The organism is Achromobacter sp. RT286_PF, from assembly GCF_059760425.1.
Genome location: NZ_JCBAMR010000032.1, coordinates 50,053 through 66,574, shown reverse-complemented (window position 1 = coordinate 66,574; position 16,522 = coordinate 50,053). Strand labels below are relative to the sequence as shown.

Below are 16,522 nucleotides of genomic sequence, written 5' to 3'. Positions count from 1 at the left end.
GGCCTGCCGCGATGGCTTAGAAGCGGTGGCGCACGCCCACGATGCCGACGGTGCTCTTGACGCCGTCAACAAACGCGAAGTCGGTCGCGTACGAACCCAGCGCGTACAGGTTGGTGCGCTTGGACAGGTTGTACGTGTAGCCGATGCTGTAGACGTTCATCGTCGAATCGTTGCCGGCGGTCAGCGGGTTGCCGTTCGGGTCGGCACGCTGCCACGACGCCAGGATGCTGCTGGCGCCCAACGGCACGGTCAGGCCGACCAGGTACGAATTGGCCTTGAAGCCGGACACGGCAACGTTGGTGCCGAAGCTGCTGGCCGTGGGGCTGCCGCTGCCGAACGAGTTGATGCTTTGGCCGGTGAACCAGCCGTCGCGCGTCTGGCCAAAGCCCAATGCCAGCTTGACGACTTCGAAGTCGTAGGCGGCGGCGATGGACCAGGACTTGGGCGTGGCATCCGTGCCCAGCTGGTTGGCCGGGTTCAGTTGGTCGTACGTGGCGGCGACGTTCAGCGGGCCGTTCACGTAACGCAGGCCGGTCGTGATGGCGCGCGTGTTGTCAGCAGTCTTGAAGCCGGTTTGCGCGGCGGTCGTGTCGGACGCGTTGAACGAGTAGCCCACGCCAAACTGGAAGCCGCTGAACGACGGGGTCGAATACTGGACCATGTTGTCGTAGCGGACGGTGTTGGCGGCGCTGAAGGCCACGCCCACGTTGGCTTGGCCATAGCTGCCCGAGAACGGGTCGATCGAGGCCAGGTACTTGGATGCGATGTTGGTCTGGCGGCCGAATTCCAGCAGGCCCCACGAATCGGCCTTCAGGCCGACAGTGGCTTGGCGGCCGAACAGGCGACCGCTTTGGCCGGATTGGCCGTTGCCCGAATTGAAGCCGCTTTCCAGCGTGAACACGGCAGACAGGCCATCGCCCAGGTCTTCGGCGCCACGCAGGCCCCAACGCGAGCCGCTCGACACGCCGTTAACCATGCCGACCTTGGATTCGTGATAACCGTCGCCCTTGATGCGCTGGTAGCCGATACCGGTGTCGATCAGGCCATACAGCGTTACCGAGGTTTCCGCTTGGGCCACGCCGGTGACGGCGGCCAGGAGCGCGGTTGCGAGCAGAGTCTTTTTCATTACATATTCCCTTTGATTGAACATACCCAGGCCGCGTGCCGGCTTGCTGGGCAAGCGGCGCATGGCGCATGGCAGGAACGAATTCTAGGGACGCTATGTGTCAGAAAATGATGCGGTACGGCTAGTGGCCCCGATTCGCGAAAAAAAAGCCCCACTGTGGTCAGCGCTCCACAACCGGAAAGAATGCCGGTGCGGCCACGAGCACGTCACCAGAGCATGTTATGAAGGCCGCACTGGCAATGCAATCACGGCATCACCGAGCGTGGTTCGGCGCTGGTTGGAGTGTTGTTTCGGCGCAGTTTCGACCTGGGTTTGGGCGTCGGCCCAAGCGTCGCTTCGTCCCTTAACGCGGACCCTTCAGCGGCAGCAGGCGGCGGTAGCCGGGCGGCAGTGGCTCGGCCGCGTGTTCGCTTACGGCGCGGGCCAGGCGTTGTTCCAACTCGGGCGGGAATGGCGTGGCGCGACGCGTGTTCAGGTCCACATGCAAGGACAGCTGCTCCATGGTGGCGGCCAGGTAGCCGTCGCGGGTCTGGGTCAGTTCCATCAGGCAGAGCACCCGCTTGTTATCCGATTCCAGCAAGCGCACGCGCAGCATCAGCGGGTCACCGGCCAGCACTTCGCGCAGATAGGCCACGTGCACGTTCATGGTGTAGATGCCGCAGCGCGTGGCCTCGGTGTAGTCCAGCCCCACGCCCACCTGCCCCAGCAGCTCAAAGCCCACACGATCGAAGATGCCGACATAGTGCGCGGCGTTCAAATGGCCATACGCGTCGATCCAGGCGGGGTCCACGGTCAGTGTCGTGGACGGCAGGGCTTGAGTCATGAAGGTCTCCGGGTGGCGAAAGGGGGAAGTGTCGATGGGCGCCGGCGGCTGCGACCGGCCTGGGTAGGGGCTCAGCTTGGGTATAGGCCTGGGCCATGGCGTGGACCTAGGCCTGGATCATGGCGTGGACCTAGGCCTGGATCTTGGCCTGGACCTAGGCCTGGGCTGGGGCTCGGCTTTGAGCTTGGGCTCCAGCTCCGGCACATTCTATTCACATTGCGCCGGCCATGCCCCAATGGAAATCGCCCCTTGCGGGGCGATTTCTCTTTTTGTCTGCCTCGGCCTCCTCGGCGCCGCGTCAATGACGCCACGCCGATTCAGTCATCACGGATACAGGCCGCGCACCTGACGCGCTTGCAGGATGCGCGTGCAAGCCACGATGAACGCGGCGGTGCGCAGCGTTACCTTGTGTTCCTTGGCCACCTGCGACACCGCGCTGTAGGCTTCGCGCATGATGCGTTCCAGGCGCTGGTTGATCTCTTCTTCGCTCCAGAAGAAGCTGGAGAAATCCTGCACCCATTCAAAGTACGACACCGTCACGCCGCCAGCGTTGGCCAGCACGTCCGGCACCACATACACGCCGTGTTCGAACAGGATGTCGTCCGCTTCCGGGGTGGTTGGGCCGTTGGCGCCTTCCACCACGACCTTGGCGCGCACCTTGGCGGCGTTGTCGGCGGTGATCTGGCTTTCCAATGCGGCCGGGATCAGGAATTCGGTTTCCAGCGTCCAGAACTCGTCCTTGTCCAGCGCCTGACCACCCGAGAAGCCGCCCACGCCGCCATGTTGCGACACGTGCGACAGCAGCTTGTGGACATCCAGACCGGCGGGGTTGTGCACGGTACCGGTGTGGTCCTGGGCGGCAATGACCTTGGCGCCGGCTTCATGGAACAGACGGGCAGCGGTGCCGCCCACGTTGCCAAAGCCTTGCACGACCACGCGCGCCTTGGACACGTCGATGTTCAGGTCGCGAGCGGCTTCGCACGCCACCACGAACACACCACGGCCGGTGGCTTCGACACGGCCCAGGCTGCCGCCCAGCGCGATCGGCTTGCCGGTGACCACGCCCGTGGCGGTGGCGCCTTCGTTCATGGAATAGGTGTCCATCATCCAGGCCATGGCCTGGGCGTTGGTGCCGACGTCGGGGGCGGGAATGTCTTTGGACGGCCCGATGATGACGCCGATTTCGCTGGTGTAGCGGCGCGTCATGCGTTCCAGTTCGGATTGCGACAGCGTGCGCGGGTCAACGCGGATGCCACCCTTGGCGCCGCCATAAGGCAGGTTCACGGCGGCGTTCTTGACCGACATCCATGCGGCCAATGCCATCACTTCGGAGAGCGTCACGTCTTGGTGGAAACGCACACCGCCCTTGCCCGGGCCGCGCGACACGTTGTGCTGCACGCGATAGCCTTCAAAGTGCGCGATGGTGCCGTTATCCAGTTCGATCGGCACATCGACGATCAAGGCGCGCTTGGGACGCTTCAGCGTCTCGACCCACCGACCCAAGGTGCCGAGGTACGGGGTGACCCGGTCGACTTGTTGCAGGTAATTACCCCAGGGGCCGAGGTCATCGGCATTCAGATAAGACGGCAAGGCATGGGTGGGAGTGTGAGACATGAGCATGATCTCCTGACAAAGTTGCGCCATTTTATCCACGAAAACTATAGCGTCCCTATTTAAAACCGAAATATTTTTAATAGGGACGCATAGTTGTGGCGGATACCGTACGGGTCACGAGCCCGGCTCGAAAACTGACCTATCCTAAGCCGCGAACGCGCACGCGTCCAGCCTCGGTCAACCGCAAGCCGCGCCGGCCGGGCGTTACCGGAACAGCGATGAAAAAAGGGGCAGCCCCGTTCAGGACTGCCCCCTTTCACCGCGCACCACTTCACGGCGCCATCAGCTGCCAGGCCAATCGCGCCGCCGCGCGCGCGCCATGGCCGTCCACGTCAAAGCGCGGGCTGTACTCAGCCATGTCGGCCACCCGCAGCTTGCCGCTGGCCTTCACGCGCAGCACGATTTCCTCAACAACGGCCATCGGCACCCCGTAAGGCGCGGGCGCGGACACGCCGGGCATCACCGCCGCCGGCAACACGTCCAGGTCGATGGTCAGGTACACGTGGCGCGCGCGCGCGAGCAACGCGTCCACGTTGGCCAGCCGAGCCTCCAGATGGCGCTCCTGCATGTCGCGGTCTTCTACCCACACGGCCCCCACCTCGGCGGCGCGGGCGTACAACGCCGGCGTGTTCGCCAGCCGCGAGACGCCCAGGCAGGCATATTGCAGCGCCCGCCCCTCGGCTTCGCAGTAGCGCGCGATCTGGTCAAAGGGCGTGCCGGAACTTCCCGGGCGGCCGGTACGCAGGTCGAAGTGCGCATCCAGGTTCAGGACCAGCACGGGTTCGGTGTCGCCACGGGCTTGCAGCCAACGCGCCAAACCCTGGAAAGTGCCCCAGGCAATTTCATGCCCGCCGCCCAACACCAACGGGCGGGCGCCCTGCCCCAGCAGTTCCGCCACGCGCAGGCCCAGGCGTTCTTGCGCGTCTTCCAGCGCATCGCCCTGGCACACCACATCGCCGCCATCCAGCAGCCGGGCAAGCCCGTGCGCCGGCAAGCCGGCCAGGAACTTGCGGATGCCCGCCGGCCCTTCGGCCGCGCCGACACGCCCCTGGTTACGCGCCACGCCCGCGTCGCAAGCAAACCCCAGCAGGACGGGTTCGCCCTTGTTTGCCTGGCCGGCTTCGGCCTGAACGATATGCGCCAAGCGGCGCGTGTCGCCCTGTTCGGCGCTGTCGTCGCGCGCCTTCCACACATTCTGATCCAGCTGTGCCGCGCTCATGCCGCCGTCCCCTGGCTCAATACCGCTTGCAAGAATTCACGGGTGCGAGCCTCGCGCGGTTCAGTAAAGATCACTTCGGGCGGGCCGGATTCCAGGATCACCCCGCCATCCATCACCGCCACCACGTCGGCCACATCGCGCGCGAAACCCATTTCGTGCGTGACGACCATCATGGTCATGCCTTCACGCGCCAGCAGCTTCATCACCTGCAGCACTTCGCCCACCAGTTCGGGGTCCAGCGCCGAGGTCGGCTCGTCGAACAACATGACCTTGGGCTGCATGGCCAGCGCGCGCGCAATGGCCACGCGCTGCTTCTGCCCACCCGACAGGCTGGCCGGCATGGCCGCCATTTTCTGCACCAGTCCCACCTTTTTCAGCAGGTCTTCGGCCAGCGCGTTGGCTTGGTCGCGCCCCATGCCCCGCAGCGTGCGCGGGCCCACGGTAACGTTATCCAGCACGGACAGGTGCGGAAACAGGTTGAAGCTCTGGAACACCATGCCCACCTGCATGCGCAGCTGGTTCAGCGCGGCCTCGGGCAGCAGCGTGCCGTGGTCCAGCAAGGTCTGGCCGCAGATGTCCACGGTGCCCGCCTCGGCCACTTCCAGGCCGTTGCAGCAACGCAGCAGCGTGCTTTTGCCCGACCCGCTGGGGCCGATCACCACGACTACCTGCGACGGCAGCACGTCAAAGTCGATACCCTTGAGCACGGCATGATCGCCGTAGGATTTTTCCAGGCCGCGGATGCGGATCATTTCCTGCGGATTGCCTAGCGGGTTCATTGCACCATCCCTCCGGCGCGCAGGTGCTTTTCAACCCTGCGCAAAATCAACATGGCGGCGGTGGTCAGCACCAGGTAGATCAAGGCCACCACCAGATAGGTCTCCAGCGACCGATACGACACGCTGATGATCTTCTGCCCTTCGTGCATCAGGTCGTGAATGGTCAGCAGCGACACCAGCGCCGAATTCTTGATCAGCGCGATGAACTCGTTGCCCAGCGGCGGAATCATGCGCACGACCGCCTGCGGCAAGATGATGATGCGCATGGCCTGGCCGGACGACATGCCCAGCGAACGCGCGGCCTCAGTCTGGCCACGGTCCACCGACTGAATGGCGCCGCGCACGATTTCCGACACGTAGGCGCCCGAATACATGCCCAGGCCCAGCACGCCGCAAGCGAACGCGGGCAAGGTCACGCCAAACTGCGGCAGGCCAAAGAACCAGATAAACAGCTGCACCAGCAACGGCGTACCGCGAAAGAACAGCAGATAAACGCTGCACAGGTTGTAGATGACATAGCGCTTGGGGTTGAGCCGGCCGACGCCGACCAACAGGCCCATGACACAGCCCAGCAGCAAGGCGCCGGCGGTTACCTCCACGGTAACCACCGCGCCCCGCATCAGGCTGTCGAAGTCGGCGAAGACGGGGGCGAATTCCAGGTTCATTTCTTGGGCGCCTCGAACCACTTGTTCACGATGGCCTGGTAGCTGCCGTCCGCCTTCAGCTTTTTCAGGGCGGCGTTCAAATCACGGGTCAGCTCGGGCTTGCTCTTGGGCACGGCGATGCCGTAGTCCTCGGTCGTCACCTGGTCGTCCAGCACGGTCAGGCCGGTGGTGCTTTGTGCGAACAGCTTGGCGGCGGGCTTGCCCGTCACGGCGGCGTCGGCGCGGCCGATCTGCACCAGGTTGAACATTTCCTGGTTCTTCTCGACTTCCACGCGCTGCACGGCCGGCAGGTGTTCTTTCAGGTAGTTGACCGACTTCGTGCCCACCTGCACCGACACCTTGCGGCCGTCCAGGTCCTTGAGCGTCTTGATGGGGCTATCGGTCTTGGTCAGCACGACCAGGCCGCCGGCGTAGTACGGGTCGGTGAAGTCCACCACCTTGCTGCGCTCGGGCGTGATGTAGATGGCGGACACGGCGATGTCGGCACGGCCGGCTTGCAAGGCGGGGATCAGGCCCTTGAAATCGATGTCGATCCATTCGACCTTCTTGCCCATGGCGCCGGCCAGCGCTTCCACCAGCTCGATGTCAAAGCCGGTGCGCTTGCCGTCCTTGACGAACTCCATCGGCGGGAACGTGGCGTCGGTAACGGCGCGGATGGTTTCCTGGGCATGCGCCGCGCCGGCGCTCCAGGCAAGGCCCAGCGTCAGGGCGGCGGTCAACAATGTGCGGCGAGTGGTCATGGTGAGTCCTATGCGAATGGGTACGGCGGTGAGTACGGCTAGAGGGATGCGGCGGAACAGGCGGCTAAAAGGGCCGGCCCGCGGATGCGGCGGAGCAGGCGGCCAAGGGGACGGCTAAACGAAACGGCTGGGGCGACAGTGCAACGACATATTCGATTGGGATCGGGCGGCAGCGCCCGGTCAGAGGCTCTTCAGTGGACCTTCAGGCGGTCGGAAATGCGGCGCGCCGCAGCCACGGTCATGGCGATCAGCGCGTCGGGCCGTTGCGCCGCGCGCGTGGACGGCGCCATCAAGGTGATGGAGGCCACGGCCTGATTGGGCCGCTGGAATATCGGGACGCTTACGCCCCACACGCCGGCATCCACTTCGCTATCGGTGACGGCATAGCCCTGCCCGCGTATCCGTTCCAGCTCGTCTTCCAGGCGGGACGGGTCCACCCCGGCTTCGTCGGCCAGATAGGCCAAGGCGGCTTGCAGACGGCCCAGCGGCATGAAGGCCAACAATGACTTGGCGGATGCGCCGCGCGCCAATGGCAGGCCGCGTCCCTTGGTGAACGAACAGCGCAGCGGGTGCTGGCTTTCGATCATGTCCAGGCACACGGCCTGATCCTTCACGGCGACCAGCAAACCGATGGTCTCGCCGGATGCGGCAGCCAGCGTCGCCATGTCGGGCTGCGCTTCGTGTATCAAAAAGGACGACTGGTCAAAGCCCCACGCCAGTTGAACGCAGAGCGGCCCCGGGCCGTATTCGCCCTCGTGCTCGGCCACAAAGCCCCAGCGCTTGAGCAAGGCAACCTGGCGATACAGCGTGCTTTGGGCCAGCCCGGTTTTTTCCGCCAGCGCGGCGATCGTCAACGGGCCATCGTGCCGGGCCAGCGTGGCCAACACGTACAGGACACGATCCGCGCCCGCCCCTACCGATGGTTCCGACATCCACTCTGCTCCCGCCAATAAGGAGCCGAGATTATCAATTCATGGTGGTTCTTCTTTGATTTTTTCCCGAAGGATGAGAATAAGCAGGGAAAACCCCAGATAAGTACGAAAAAAAGACCGCAATGCGGTCTTTTGATGTGTCCCTATCAGGGGGGAAGGGGCAACAGCGCATTGCGATGGCTGGGCGCCCTGCGTCCTGCCTGTTTACGGTGCGGCAGGGGTGTCGTAGTTGTTCAGCTTGACGCCGGATACCCCGCCCACGCTAGGTGCGGCGGCCGGGGCCGAGGCACTGCCAGCGGGTGCCGGAGCCCCGGCCGCCGGCGCGGCGCCCGGCGCTACGCCCATCGACGCGCCAGACGTTTCCACAGCCGGCTGCGCGGCACCTTGCGCGCTGCCCTGCGCGGCGGCATCCGCACCCGTCGCGGCATCGGCCTCTACCGGCGCGGGGCTGGCCGCGCGGCGCGCGCGCTTGGCCTCGTCCGCCTGGGCCACCTTCGTGGTCAGGTACGTCGCCACCGCCGCCGACTTGCCGTTGCGCGCCCAGTCAGCAGCGCTTTGGCTCTTCAGGTCGCGCGTGGTGACGTCCGCCCCCGCCTTGATCAGCAGATCGACCATTTCTCGATTGCCGCCCAACGCCGCCATCATCAGGGGCGTTTCACCGCCCGGCGCTGGCGCGTTCACCATGGCTTTCTTGCCCAGCAGCATGCGCGCCATTTCCATCTGCCCCTTGGACGCGGCGTAGTGCAGCGGCGTCCAGCCCAGCCGATTGACCTGGGCGCCCCGGGCGATCAGCTTTTTGGCGCGTTCGGTCTGGCCGGCAATGGCCAGGTACATCAGCGGCGTTTCGCCGGCCGGATTCTCGGCGTTGACGTCCGTGCGCTTGTCGGCCGCAATCACGTCAAACACCTTCCAGGCGCCGTCGACTACCGCGCGCATCAGGGCGGGTTGCCCGTTTTGGTAGCGCACATTGGGGTCGGCCCCCTGTGCCAGCAGGTCCTTGACGTCGTCCGGGTAATCGTTGGCCACGTACACCCACCAATCGCCCGGGTTGGCGGCGTGGGCCACGGGGGCCGCGCAGGCACCGAAGGCGATGGCCAGCGCCAACAGCGCGCCTCGGCATTGCGACAGGACTGGGCGGAAAGTCGGTGTGCGGGCGGTCATGGCTATCCTGGATGGAAAGGAACGAGGGTTAGGTGGGCGGCGGCCTGAAGGCCGGGTTTCTGGCCTGGCCGATGGTGTGCATTCAAACCGTATGTCTTTGAACGGTATGTCTTTGAACGGTATGCCTTTGCGCACCGCTTACTGCTTACTGCTTACTGCTTACTGCTTACTGCTTACTGCTTACTTCTTACTTCTTGATCTTGCCGAACAGCTTGAAGAAGTTCTCCGTGGACGCCCGCGCCACGTCGGCCACCGGGATGCCTCGCAAGTCCGCAATCTTTTCGGCCACGTGGATCACCTTGGACGGGTCATTCAGCTTGCCGCGATACGGCACCGGCGCCAGGTACGGGGAATCGGTTTCGATCAGCAGGCGGTCCAGCGGCACCTTGCTGGCCACTTCGTGCACGATCTGCGCGTTTTTGAACGTGACGATGCCCGACAACGAAATGTAGAAATTCTGGTCCAGCGCGGCCTGGGCCACTTCCCAGGTTTCGGTGAAACAGTGCATCACGCCGCCCACCTCGGCTGCCTTTTCTTCCTTGAGCATGCGCACCGTGTCTTCGGCGGATGAACGCGTGTGCACGATCAGCGGCAAGCCGGTGTCGCGCGCGGCGCGGATATGCCGGCGAAAGCGTTCGCGCTGCCAATCCAGCGGTTCGGACAAACGGTAGTAATCCAGCCCGGTTTCGCCAATGGCCACCACCTTGGGGTGTTGCGACAAGCGCGCCAGCTCTTCGGGCGACGGATCGGGCGTGTCTTCGTAATCGGGGTGCACGCCCACCGAGGCCCACAGGTTGGGCTGGGGCTCCACCAGCGACATCAGGCCGGGCCATTCGGGCATGTTGACGCTGACGACCAGCGCGTGGCTGACCTGGTTGGCGGCCATGCGCTCAAGAATGGCTGGCAGATCGGCGGCCAGTTCAGGAAAATTCAAATGACAGTGCGAATCGACGTACATGATGTGACTACATAAAGTGATCGCGGCGCGGCCGGTGCGAAAGGGAATCGCAACAGACAAAGCGCCGCTGAATCAGGGACTTACGCCTGGCAGGATAGCACCACGCGTTGCAGGGTGGCGTGCGCGAAAAGCTTGGCGTTCAACGGGTGGGTGGCCAGCGCGCGCTGCCGCGTCAGCCAGCGCGCCGCCTCGGCCACGCGGGCCGTGTTCATGCGCGCGGCCACCTTGGCCACGCCCGCGCCCAACGCCGGAAAGTACCGCACGGGCGCGCCGGCGCTGGCCAGCATCAGATCCGTATACAGGCGCTGCAAGGCGTCGATCCATTCCGTGGCCGGCACCTTTTCCAGCGTTTCGGCCATCGTGCCGACATCGGGCGCCTGCCCCTGCGCCAAGGGGTTGATCAGTTGCGACAGCCACGGCGGGCAAGGCGTATCGCCCGCCTGCGCCAGCCGCAACGCAGCCAGCGGCGCGCCGCCCGCGGCCGCCAGCCATTCCCGCGCCGGCTCTACGTTCTGCGCACGCAGCCATTGCAGCGCGGTATCGGGGTCGGGCGCCGGCAAGGGCAAGCGCCGACAGCGCGATACCAGCGTGGGCAGCAGGCGGTCAGGCGCGTCGGCAACCAGCAGGAAAACGGTATGGGGAGGGGGTTCTTCCAGCACCTTGAGCAAGGCGTTGGACGACACCACGTTCAGCGCGTGCGCCGGGTACAGCAGCGCCACGCGCCATCCGCCCCGGTGCGTGGCGGTGTTGAACCAGGACTCCAGCGACCGGATCTGGTCGATGCGAATTTCCTTGGACGGGGCTCGCTTGGCCGCGCCCGAAGTCGGTTCGGCGTCCTCGGCAGGCTCGGCGGCGTCCGCGCCCTCTTCCACGGCCACGGCTTCGGGGCGGATGCGGCGCAGATCGGGGTGGTTGCCGCTGGCAAACCAGGCACAGGCGGCGCAGTGGCCGCAGGCCAGGCCGTTATCGGGGGTTTCGCACAGCAGGCTGGCAGCGGCGGCAATCGCGAAATCCAGCTTGCCGATGCCGGCCAGGCCGTGCACCAGCCAAGCGTGCGCAAAGCGGTCGCGGTTGCCCAGCCAGGCACGCGCCGTCTCCATCTGCCACGGCAGGAACTGGGGCGCGCTCATGTCGTCACAGCCAGCAACGCCCGCAGCCCGGCTTCCAGTTCCGTGCGGATCTGGGCGATGGACCGGGTGGAGTCGATGATGTGGATGCGGTCGGGGTTAGCCTGGGCGCGGGCGTGATACGCCTGCCGGGTGCGCTCGAAGAAGGCGGCGCCTTCGCGTTCGAAGCGATCGGGCTCGCGCGCATCGGCCAGCCGGGCGCGCGCCACTTCCAGGGGAACGTCGAACAGCCAGGTGCGATCGGGTTGGCCCGCGTGCATCCATTGTTCCAGCACGGCGACCCGCTCGGCGCCCAACTCGCGGCCGCCGCCCTGGTAGGCGTAAGTGGCGTCGGTATAGCGGTCGCACACCACCCAGGCGCCACGCGCCAGGGCCGGTTCGATGACTTGCCGCACGTGTTCGCAGCGCGCCGCGAACATCAGCAGGGTTTCGGTATCCAGGCCCATCTGATCGGTCAGTACCAGCGCGCGCAGCTTTTCGCCCAGGGGCGTGCCGCCCGGCTCGCGCGTGGAGACCACGTCCAGCCCCTGGCTGCGCAGGAAGTCCGCGATCCAGTCGGTATGCGTGCTTTTGCCGGCGCCGTCCACGCCCTCCAGCGTAATGAAGCGTCCGCGAGAGGTCATTGGTCTTGTCCTTCAGGTGTGTCGGTTTCGGAGTCCGTCGCCGCGCCGGGGCCGTCCGGCACGGTGACGGGCGCGGTGGCCGGGGGGGTCGCGGGCGTCAACGCGGGGCTCGGCGTAGGCGTCGGCGTCGGGTTCGGGGTCGGGCGGGCGCCCTGGCCCAGGATGTAGCGCGACACGTTGCGATTGTGGCCGGACAGGTTCTCGGCAAATTCGCTGGTGCCATTGCCGCGCGACACGAAGAACAGGTACTTGTGTTGCTCGGGCTGCACCGCCGCCAGCAGCGCCGCCCTGCCTGCCGCCGCGATGGGCGTGGGCGGCAGGCCGGGTCGCGTGTAGGTATTCCACGGCGTATCGGTCTGCAAATCACGCTTGCGGATACGGCCCTGGTAGGCGTCGCCCATGCCGTAGATCACAGTGGGGTCGGTTTGCAACAGCATGCCGATCTTCAGGCGGTTGGTGAACACGCCGGACACACGGCGGCGGTCCGGCCCGTGCCCCGTTTCCTTTTCGATGATGGACGCCAGCACCAAGGCCTCGTAAGGCGTGGCGACCGGCAGGTCCGCCTGCCGCTTGGCCCAGGTGTCCTGCAAAATGCGCTGGCCTTCCTGATAGGAACGGCGCAGCAGGTCGTAGTCGGTGCTGCCCGGGGTAAAGATGTAGGTGTCGGGAAAAAACAGCCCTTCGGGGTGCTTGATGTCGGAACCCAGGCGCGTCATCAGCTCTTCGTCGCTGACTTCGCCCAGCGTCTGCTTGACGTCGGGGTGCTCGCGCAGCGCCTGGCGGATCTGGCGGAACGTCCAGCCCTCAAGAAAGGTGATCTGGCGCTGGGTCATGTCGCCCCGCGCCATGCGTTCCAGCAGTTGCCAGGGCGAGTCGCCATTGATGGCCTGATAGCCGCCCGCCTTCAGCAGTTTGTCCTGCTCGGACAGGCGCGCCATCCAGACAAAGCCGGGCTCCCAGATGGGCACGCCCACGGCGTTCAGCGCGCGCGCGACCGTGCGCGGGCTACTGCCCGGGTCCACCACAAAGTCGATTCTGTCGGCGGGTAGATGCATGGGTCGATGCATCCAGCTCCAGGCGGCGCCAACCGCTGCGGCGGCGGCGATCACGATCAGCAGGAATGACCACAAGACGTAAAAACGGAGTCGCTTCTTCATAAGTCCCAGAAGTTTAATGGATCGCGCGGACCTGTCGTGGCAAAACCGGGGCCAGACGTTATGGGGCGGCCCTTTGCGCGGCGTGGGCAAGGGGCCAATGACGCGGTGAAGGCGGCTATCATCTGCACTTTGATGACGTGATCACACCGCCGCCATGCACGCTTTCTATTCTTCGATTCCTGCCAGCGCCGAAGGTTGCGCGACGGGTGCCCCGTCCGCTCCGTGCGCGCCGCTGGATGATTTTCTGGTCTTCAGCGCGTCCGGCGCCGACGCACTTCCTTTCCTACACGGCCAACTGACGCAAGACGTTACCGGCCTGCCGCTGGACACCGCCCGCCTGGCGGGCTACTGCACGGCCAAGGGCCGCCTTCTGGCCACCCTGGTCATGTGGCGCGCCGCCCCCGGCGCCGACGACGCCCCGCAACTGTATGGGCTGGTCCGCCGCGACCTTTCCGAAGCGTTGCTCAAGCGCCTGTCCATGTTCGTGCTGCGCGCCAAGGTCAAGCTGGCCGCAACCGCCTTGAACGTGGCGGGTGTGCAGGCCACCACCGAACAAGCCGCCGCCCTGGAAGCCGTGACTGGCGCCCTGCCGCGCGCACCGTGGCAGCGCGTAGACCTGCCGTCGGGCACCTGGATCGCCGCCCCGTCGGCCGATACCCGCCTGCGCTGGTGGTGGATTGCTTCGGACGAACAACTGGCCCAGTCTTCGGCATTGGCCGGCGCGCTAAGCCTGGCGCCCGCTACGCATTGGCAGGTGGCTGATCTTGCCGCGGGCATTCCGTGGATTGCCTCGGCGACGCAGGACGTATTCATCCCGCAGACCGTCAACCTGGAGCTGGTTCAGGGCGTGAGCTTCACCAAGGGCTGTTACCCGGGCCAGGAAGTGGTGGCGCGCAGCCATTACCGTGGCACCGTGAAGCGGCGCATGGCGTACGGCACCATTGATCAGGCCGGCGAGCAAGCGGGCGGGCAAAGCGCGGCGCTGGCCGGCGTGGACGTGTTCGACGCCACCCAGCCGGGCGAGCCCATCGGCCGCGTCGTGGATGCCGCCAGCGAAGCCGGCGTGGCTTCAGTGCTGTTCGAAACCACGCTTGCCGCGCTGCCCCAGGGGGACCTGCGCCTGGGCGCCGAGGACGGCCCGCGCATCAACGTTGGGCCGCTGCCGTATTCCATTACGCCTTGAGTTAAGGCGGACGCGGACGCGCGCCAGGGCCGGCGGCGCGTTGCGGCAATACGCGGTGGCAACCGGACGCGGGCGCGCTTTGCGCCGCGGGAACCGGACGCGGCGTGCTTTGCGCCGTGGCACGCGGACGCGGCGTGCTCTGCGCCGCCGCGTGTCCCACATAACGTCAGACCGCCGTCCCACATAACGTCAGACCGCCACCCCAAACAGCGCGCCGACGCCTGCCGTTGCCGCCATTGCAAAAGCGCCCAACAGCGTCACGCGTAGCGCGGCGGGCCCCTTGGGCGCCCCGCCCGCCTGCGCGGCCAGCGTGCCCAAGCCGGCCAGACAGAGCACCGACGCGCCGATTACCCAGCCGATCAGTTGCGGCACCGGCGCCACCACGGCCACGACCAAAGGCAGCGCCGCGCCGCCCGCGAACGACGCGGCGGACGCCACGGCCGCCTGCACGGGCCGCGCGCGGTTATGAACGGAAATGCCTAGTTCATCGCGCGCATGCGCGTCCAGCGCGTCATGGCGGGTCAGTTGCCGCGCCACCTGCGTCGCCAGCTGCCGGGTCAAGCCCCGGTCTACATAGATATCGATCAGTTCGGCAAGCTCTTCTTCCGAGTTGCCCTTCAGCGAGCGCTGTTCCATCCGCAGGTCGGCCGCTTCGGTGTCGGCCTGTGACCGGACGGACACGTATTCGCCGGCCGCCATCGATAAGGCGCCGGCCACCAGCCCCGCCAGGCCCGACGTCAGGATTGCGCCATGCGAGGCCTGCGCGGCGGCCACCCCGGTGATCAGGCTGGCGGTGGACACGATGCCGTCATTGGCGCCCAGCACGGCGGCACGCAGCCAGTTACTGCGGAAAATTCGGTGATGTTCTTTGGCTGGCATTACCCGGTACCCATGCAACGCGTGACAAGCGCGACACGCACCTGCCCCATGAAAGGGCCAGGCGCGTGACGCGCCGGAGTCATCGCGGTGTCACGCGCACCGCGGTGAGCAAGCCTATCACGCAAAGCGTGGCTTGCTCACCTTCGTAGGCATGTACTTCCACCTGGCAGATCGACAGACGTTTGCCCGGCTTGACCACGCGGCCGCTGGCCACGTAGCGGTCGCCCTTGGCGGGCGCCAGGAAGTTCATCTTGAACTCCGAGGTCAGTACGTCTTCACCCGGGCCAAACAGCGTGTAGGCGGCGTAACCGCCCGCGCTGTCCGCAATCGTGGTGGAGATGCCGGCGTGCAGAAAGCCGTTTTGCTGGCAAAGATCGGCCCGGTAAGGCAGCCCGATGTCCACCCTGCCCGGCTCCACCACATCCAGCCGCGCGCCCAGCAGCCGCATGACGGTCTGCTGGTCGAAGCTGGCCTTGACCCGCGCGGCGGGATCAGCCGACGCTTGCGGCGCGGCCATGTCAGTCTTGCTCGCGCTTGACCAGGTTGACGATACTGGAGAAATCCAGCTTGCCCGAGCCGCCCGCGCTATGCAGCGAATACAGGTTGCGGGCCAGCTCGCCCAGCGGGATTGAGGCGCGCGTGGACAGCGCGGCCTCGGCGGCCAGGCCCAGGTCCTTCAGCATCAGGTCCACGCCGAAACCGCCGGCGTAGCCCTTGGACGCGGGCGCATGGTCCATCACGCCCGGCCACGGGTTGTAGAGCTCGGTCGCCCAGTTGCGGCCCGAGCTCTTGGCGATGATGTCCGACAGCACCTTGGGGTCCAGCCCGTTGGCCACGCCCAGCGCCAGGGCCTCGGACGTACCGGCCATCAGGATGCCGAGCAGCATGTTGTTGCAGATCTTGGCCACCTGGCCCGCGCCGCCGGGGCCGGCATGAAAGATGTTCTTGCCCATTTTTTCCAGCACGGGCCGGGCGCGCTCCAGCGCGGCCGCGGGGCCGCCCACAATGAACGTCAACGTGCCTGCCGCCGCGCCCGCCGTGCCGCCGGAGACCGGCGCGTCGATCATGGCAATGCCACGCGCCTCGGCGGCCTGCGCCACCTTGCGGGCCGTGTCCGGCGCGATGGTGCTGCAATCGATGACCAGCGCGCTGGCCGAAATCTTGCCCAGCAGGTCGTGGTCCAGGTACAGCCCTTCGACGTGCTTGCTGGCGGGCAGCATGGTCACGACAACGTCCGCGCCCTTGACCGCTTCCGCCGCCGATGCCGCGGCGCTGGCGCCGGCATCGGTCAGCAGCTTCACCGCTGCCGGCACCAGGTCAAAGACCGTCAGGCTATGTCCGGCCTTGATCAGATTCAATGCCATGGGCGCGCCCATGTTGCCCAAACCGATAAACGCGATACTGCTCATGATGTTTTGTCTCCTGGTGCTATGGCTATGGCTATGGCTATGGCTTGCTATTGCTATTGCTATTGCTATTGCTGTTGCTGTTGCTGTTGTTCTTGCTTTAGGTATGGATTCATCGTGACCTGCATGA

The 16,522-nt window shown here is 65.9% G+C and carries 17 protein-coding genes; 1 reads left to right on the top strand and 16 read right to left on the bottom strand.

From position 1 onward, the window contains the following. Window positions 1-16: 16 nt before the first annotated feature. From AC6LJY_RS21570 to mltG, 13 genes are all read right to left on the bottom strand, one after another. Complete coding sequence (locus AC6LJY_RS21570) at window positions 17-1,126, bottom strand: porin (protein ID WP_046806857.1); 1,110 nt, start codon at window positions 1,124-1,126, stop codon at window positions 17-19. A gap of 343 nt (window positions 1,127-1,469) precedes the next feature. Then, the gene (locus tag AC6LJY_RS21565) at window positions 1,470-1,949 is read right to left on the bottom strand and encodes a thioesterase family protein (RefSeq protein ID WP_104145656.1); all 480 of its coding nucleotides are present in this window, start codon (window positions 1,947-1,949) and stop codon (window positions 1,470-1,472) included. A 324-nt stretch (window positions 1,950-2,273) separates the two neighbouring features. Further along, window positions 2,274-3,563: a Glu/Leu/Phe/Val family dehydrogenase gene (locus AC6LJY_RS21560; RefSeq protein WP_104145655.1), complete on the bottom strand. Its 1,290-nt coding sequence runs from the start codon at window positions 3,561-3,563 to the stop codon at window positions 2,274-2,276. 271 nt (window positions 3,564-3,834) lie between these two features. Then, window positions 3,835-4,782, bottom strand: a complete 948-nt coding sequence (gene hutG, locus AC6LJY_RS21555) for a formimidoylglutamase (protein ID WP_104145654.1) — start codon at window positions 4,780-4,782, stop codon at window positions 3,835-3,837. After that, the gene (locus AC6LJY_RS21550; protein WP_485857462.1) at window positions 4,779-5,561 is read right to left on the bottom strand and encodes an amino acid ABC transporter ATP-binding protein; all 783 of its coding nucleotides are present in this window, start codon (window positions 5,559-5,561) and stop codon (window positions 4,779-4,781) included. The genes hutG and AC6LJY_RS21550 overlap by 4 nt, the downstream gene beginning before the upstream one ends. After that, window positions 5,558-6,226 carry an amino acid ABC transporter permease gene (locus AC6LJY_RS21545; protein ID WP_046806818.1) on the bottom strand — a complete coding sequence of 223 codons (669 nt, stop codon included), beginning with the start codon at window positions 6,224-6,226 and terminating at the stop codon, window positions 5,558-5,560. Before AC6LJY_RS21545 ends, AC6LJY_RS21550 begins: the two co-directional genes overlap by 4 nt. Further along, window positions 6,223-6,966, bottom strand: a complete 744-nt coding sequence (locus AC6LJY_RS21540; RefSeq protein WP_046806817.1) for a transporter substrate-binding domain-containing protein — start codon at window positions 6,964-6,966, stop codon at window positions 6,223-6,225. Before AC6LJY_RS21540 ends, AC6LJY_RS21545 begins: the two co-directional genes overlap by 4 nt. 191 nt (window positions 6,967-7,157) lie before the next feature. After that, window positions 7,158-7,898 carry an IclR family transcriptional regulator gene (locus tag AC6LJY_RS21535; protein WP_046806816.1) on the bottom strand — a complete coding sequence of 247 codons (741 nt, stop codon included), beginning with the start codon at window positions 7,896-7,898 and terminating at the stop codon, window positions 7,158-7,160. A 204-nt stretch (window positions 7,899-8,102) separates the two neighbouring features. Next, window positions 8,103-9,059, bottom strand: a complete 957-nt coding sequence (locus AC6LJY_RS21530; protein WP_104145652.1) for an ankyrin repeat domain-containing protein — start codon at window positions 9,057-9,059, stop codon at window positions 8,103-8,105. A 187-nt stretch (window positions 9,060-9,246) separates the two neighbouring features. After that, window positions 9,247-10,017, bottom strand: a complete 771-nt coding sequence (locus tag AC6LJY_RS21525) for a TatD family hydrolase (RefSeq protein WP_046806814.1) — start codon at window positions 10,015-10,017, stop codon at window positions 9,247-9,249. Window positions 10,018-10,097: 80 nt separating this feature from the next. Continuing rightward, window positions 10,098-11,147: a DNA polymerase III subunit delta' gene (gene holB / locus AC6LJY_RS21520; RefSeq protein WP_046806813.1), complete on the bottom strand. Its 1,050-nt coding sequence runs from the start codon at window positions 11,145-11,147 to the stop codon at window positions 10,098-10,100. Continuing rightward, a complete protein-coding gene (tmk, locus tag AC6LJY_RS21515; RefSeq protein ID WP_498136702.1) occupies window positions 11,144-11,767 on the bottom strand; it encodes a dTMP kinase in 624 nt (207 codons plus the stop codon). Before tmk ends, holB begins: the two co-directional genes overlap by 4 nt. Beyond that, on the bottom strand, window positions 11,764-12,924 hold the full coding sequence (gene mltG / locus AC6LJY_RS21510) for an endolytic transglycosylase MltG (RefSeq protein WP_498136701.1): 1,161 nt from the start codon (window positions 12,922-12,924) through the stop codon (window positions 11,764-11,766). Before mltG ends, tmk begins: the two co-directional genes overlap by 4 nt. A 154-nt stretch (window positions 12,925-13,078) precedes the next feature. On the opposite strand from mltG, the gene ygfZ reads away from it, so the two are divergent. Continuing rightward, window positions 13,079-14,107, top strand: coding sequence for a CAF17-like 4Fe-4S cluster assembly/insertion protein YgfZ (gene ygfZ, locus AC6LJY_RS21505; RefSeq protein WP_046807160.1), 1,029 nt, complete (start codon window positions 13,079-13,081; stop codon window positions 14,105-14,107). Between the two features lie 189 nt (window positions 14,108-14,296). Here the strand turns inward: ygfZ and AC6LJY_RS21500 are convergent, their stop codons facing one another. The 3 genes from AC6LJY_RS21500 to mmsB all read right to left on the bottom strand — a co-directional run bounded on the left by AC6LJY_RS21500 (window position 14,297) and on the right by mmsB (window position 16,395). Continuing rightward, a complete protein-coding gene (locus tag AC6LJY_RS21500) occupies window positions 14,297-14,986 on the bottom strand; it encodes a VIT1/CCC1 transporter family protein (RefSeq protein ID WP_046807161.1) in 690 nt (229 codons plus the stop codon). 79 nt (window positions 14,987-15,065) lie between these two features. Next, window positions 15,066-15,503, bottom strand: coding sequence for a PaaI family thioesterase (locus AC6LJY_RS21495; protein ID WP_104145648.1), 438 nt, complete (start codon window positions 15,501-15,503; stop codon window positions 15,066-15,068). Window position 15,504: 1 nt separating this feature from the next. Beyond that, window positions 15,505-16,395 (bottom strand): 3-hydroxyisobutyrate dehydrogenase, encoded by an 891-nt coding sequence (mmsB, locus tag AC6LJY_RS21490; protein WP_046807163.1) that lies wholly within the window; start codon window positions 16,393-16,395, stop codon window positions 15,505-15,507. Window positions 16,396-16,522 lie beyond the last annotated feature (127 nt).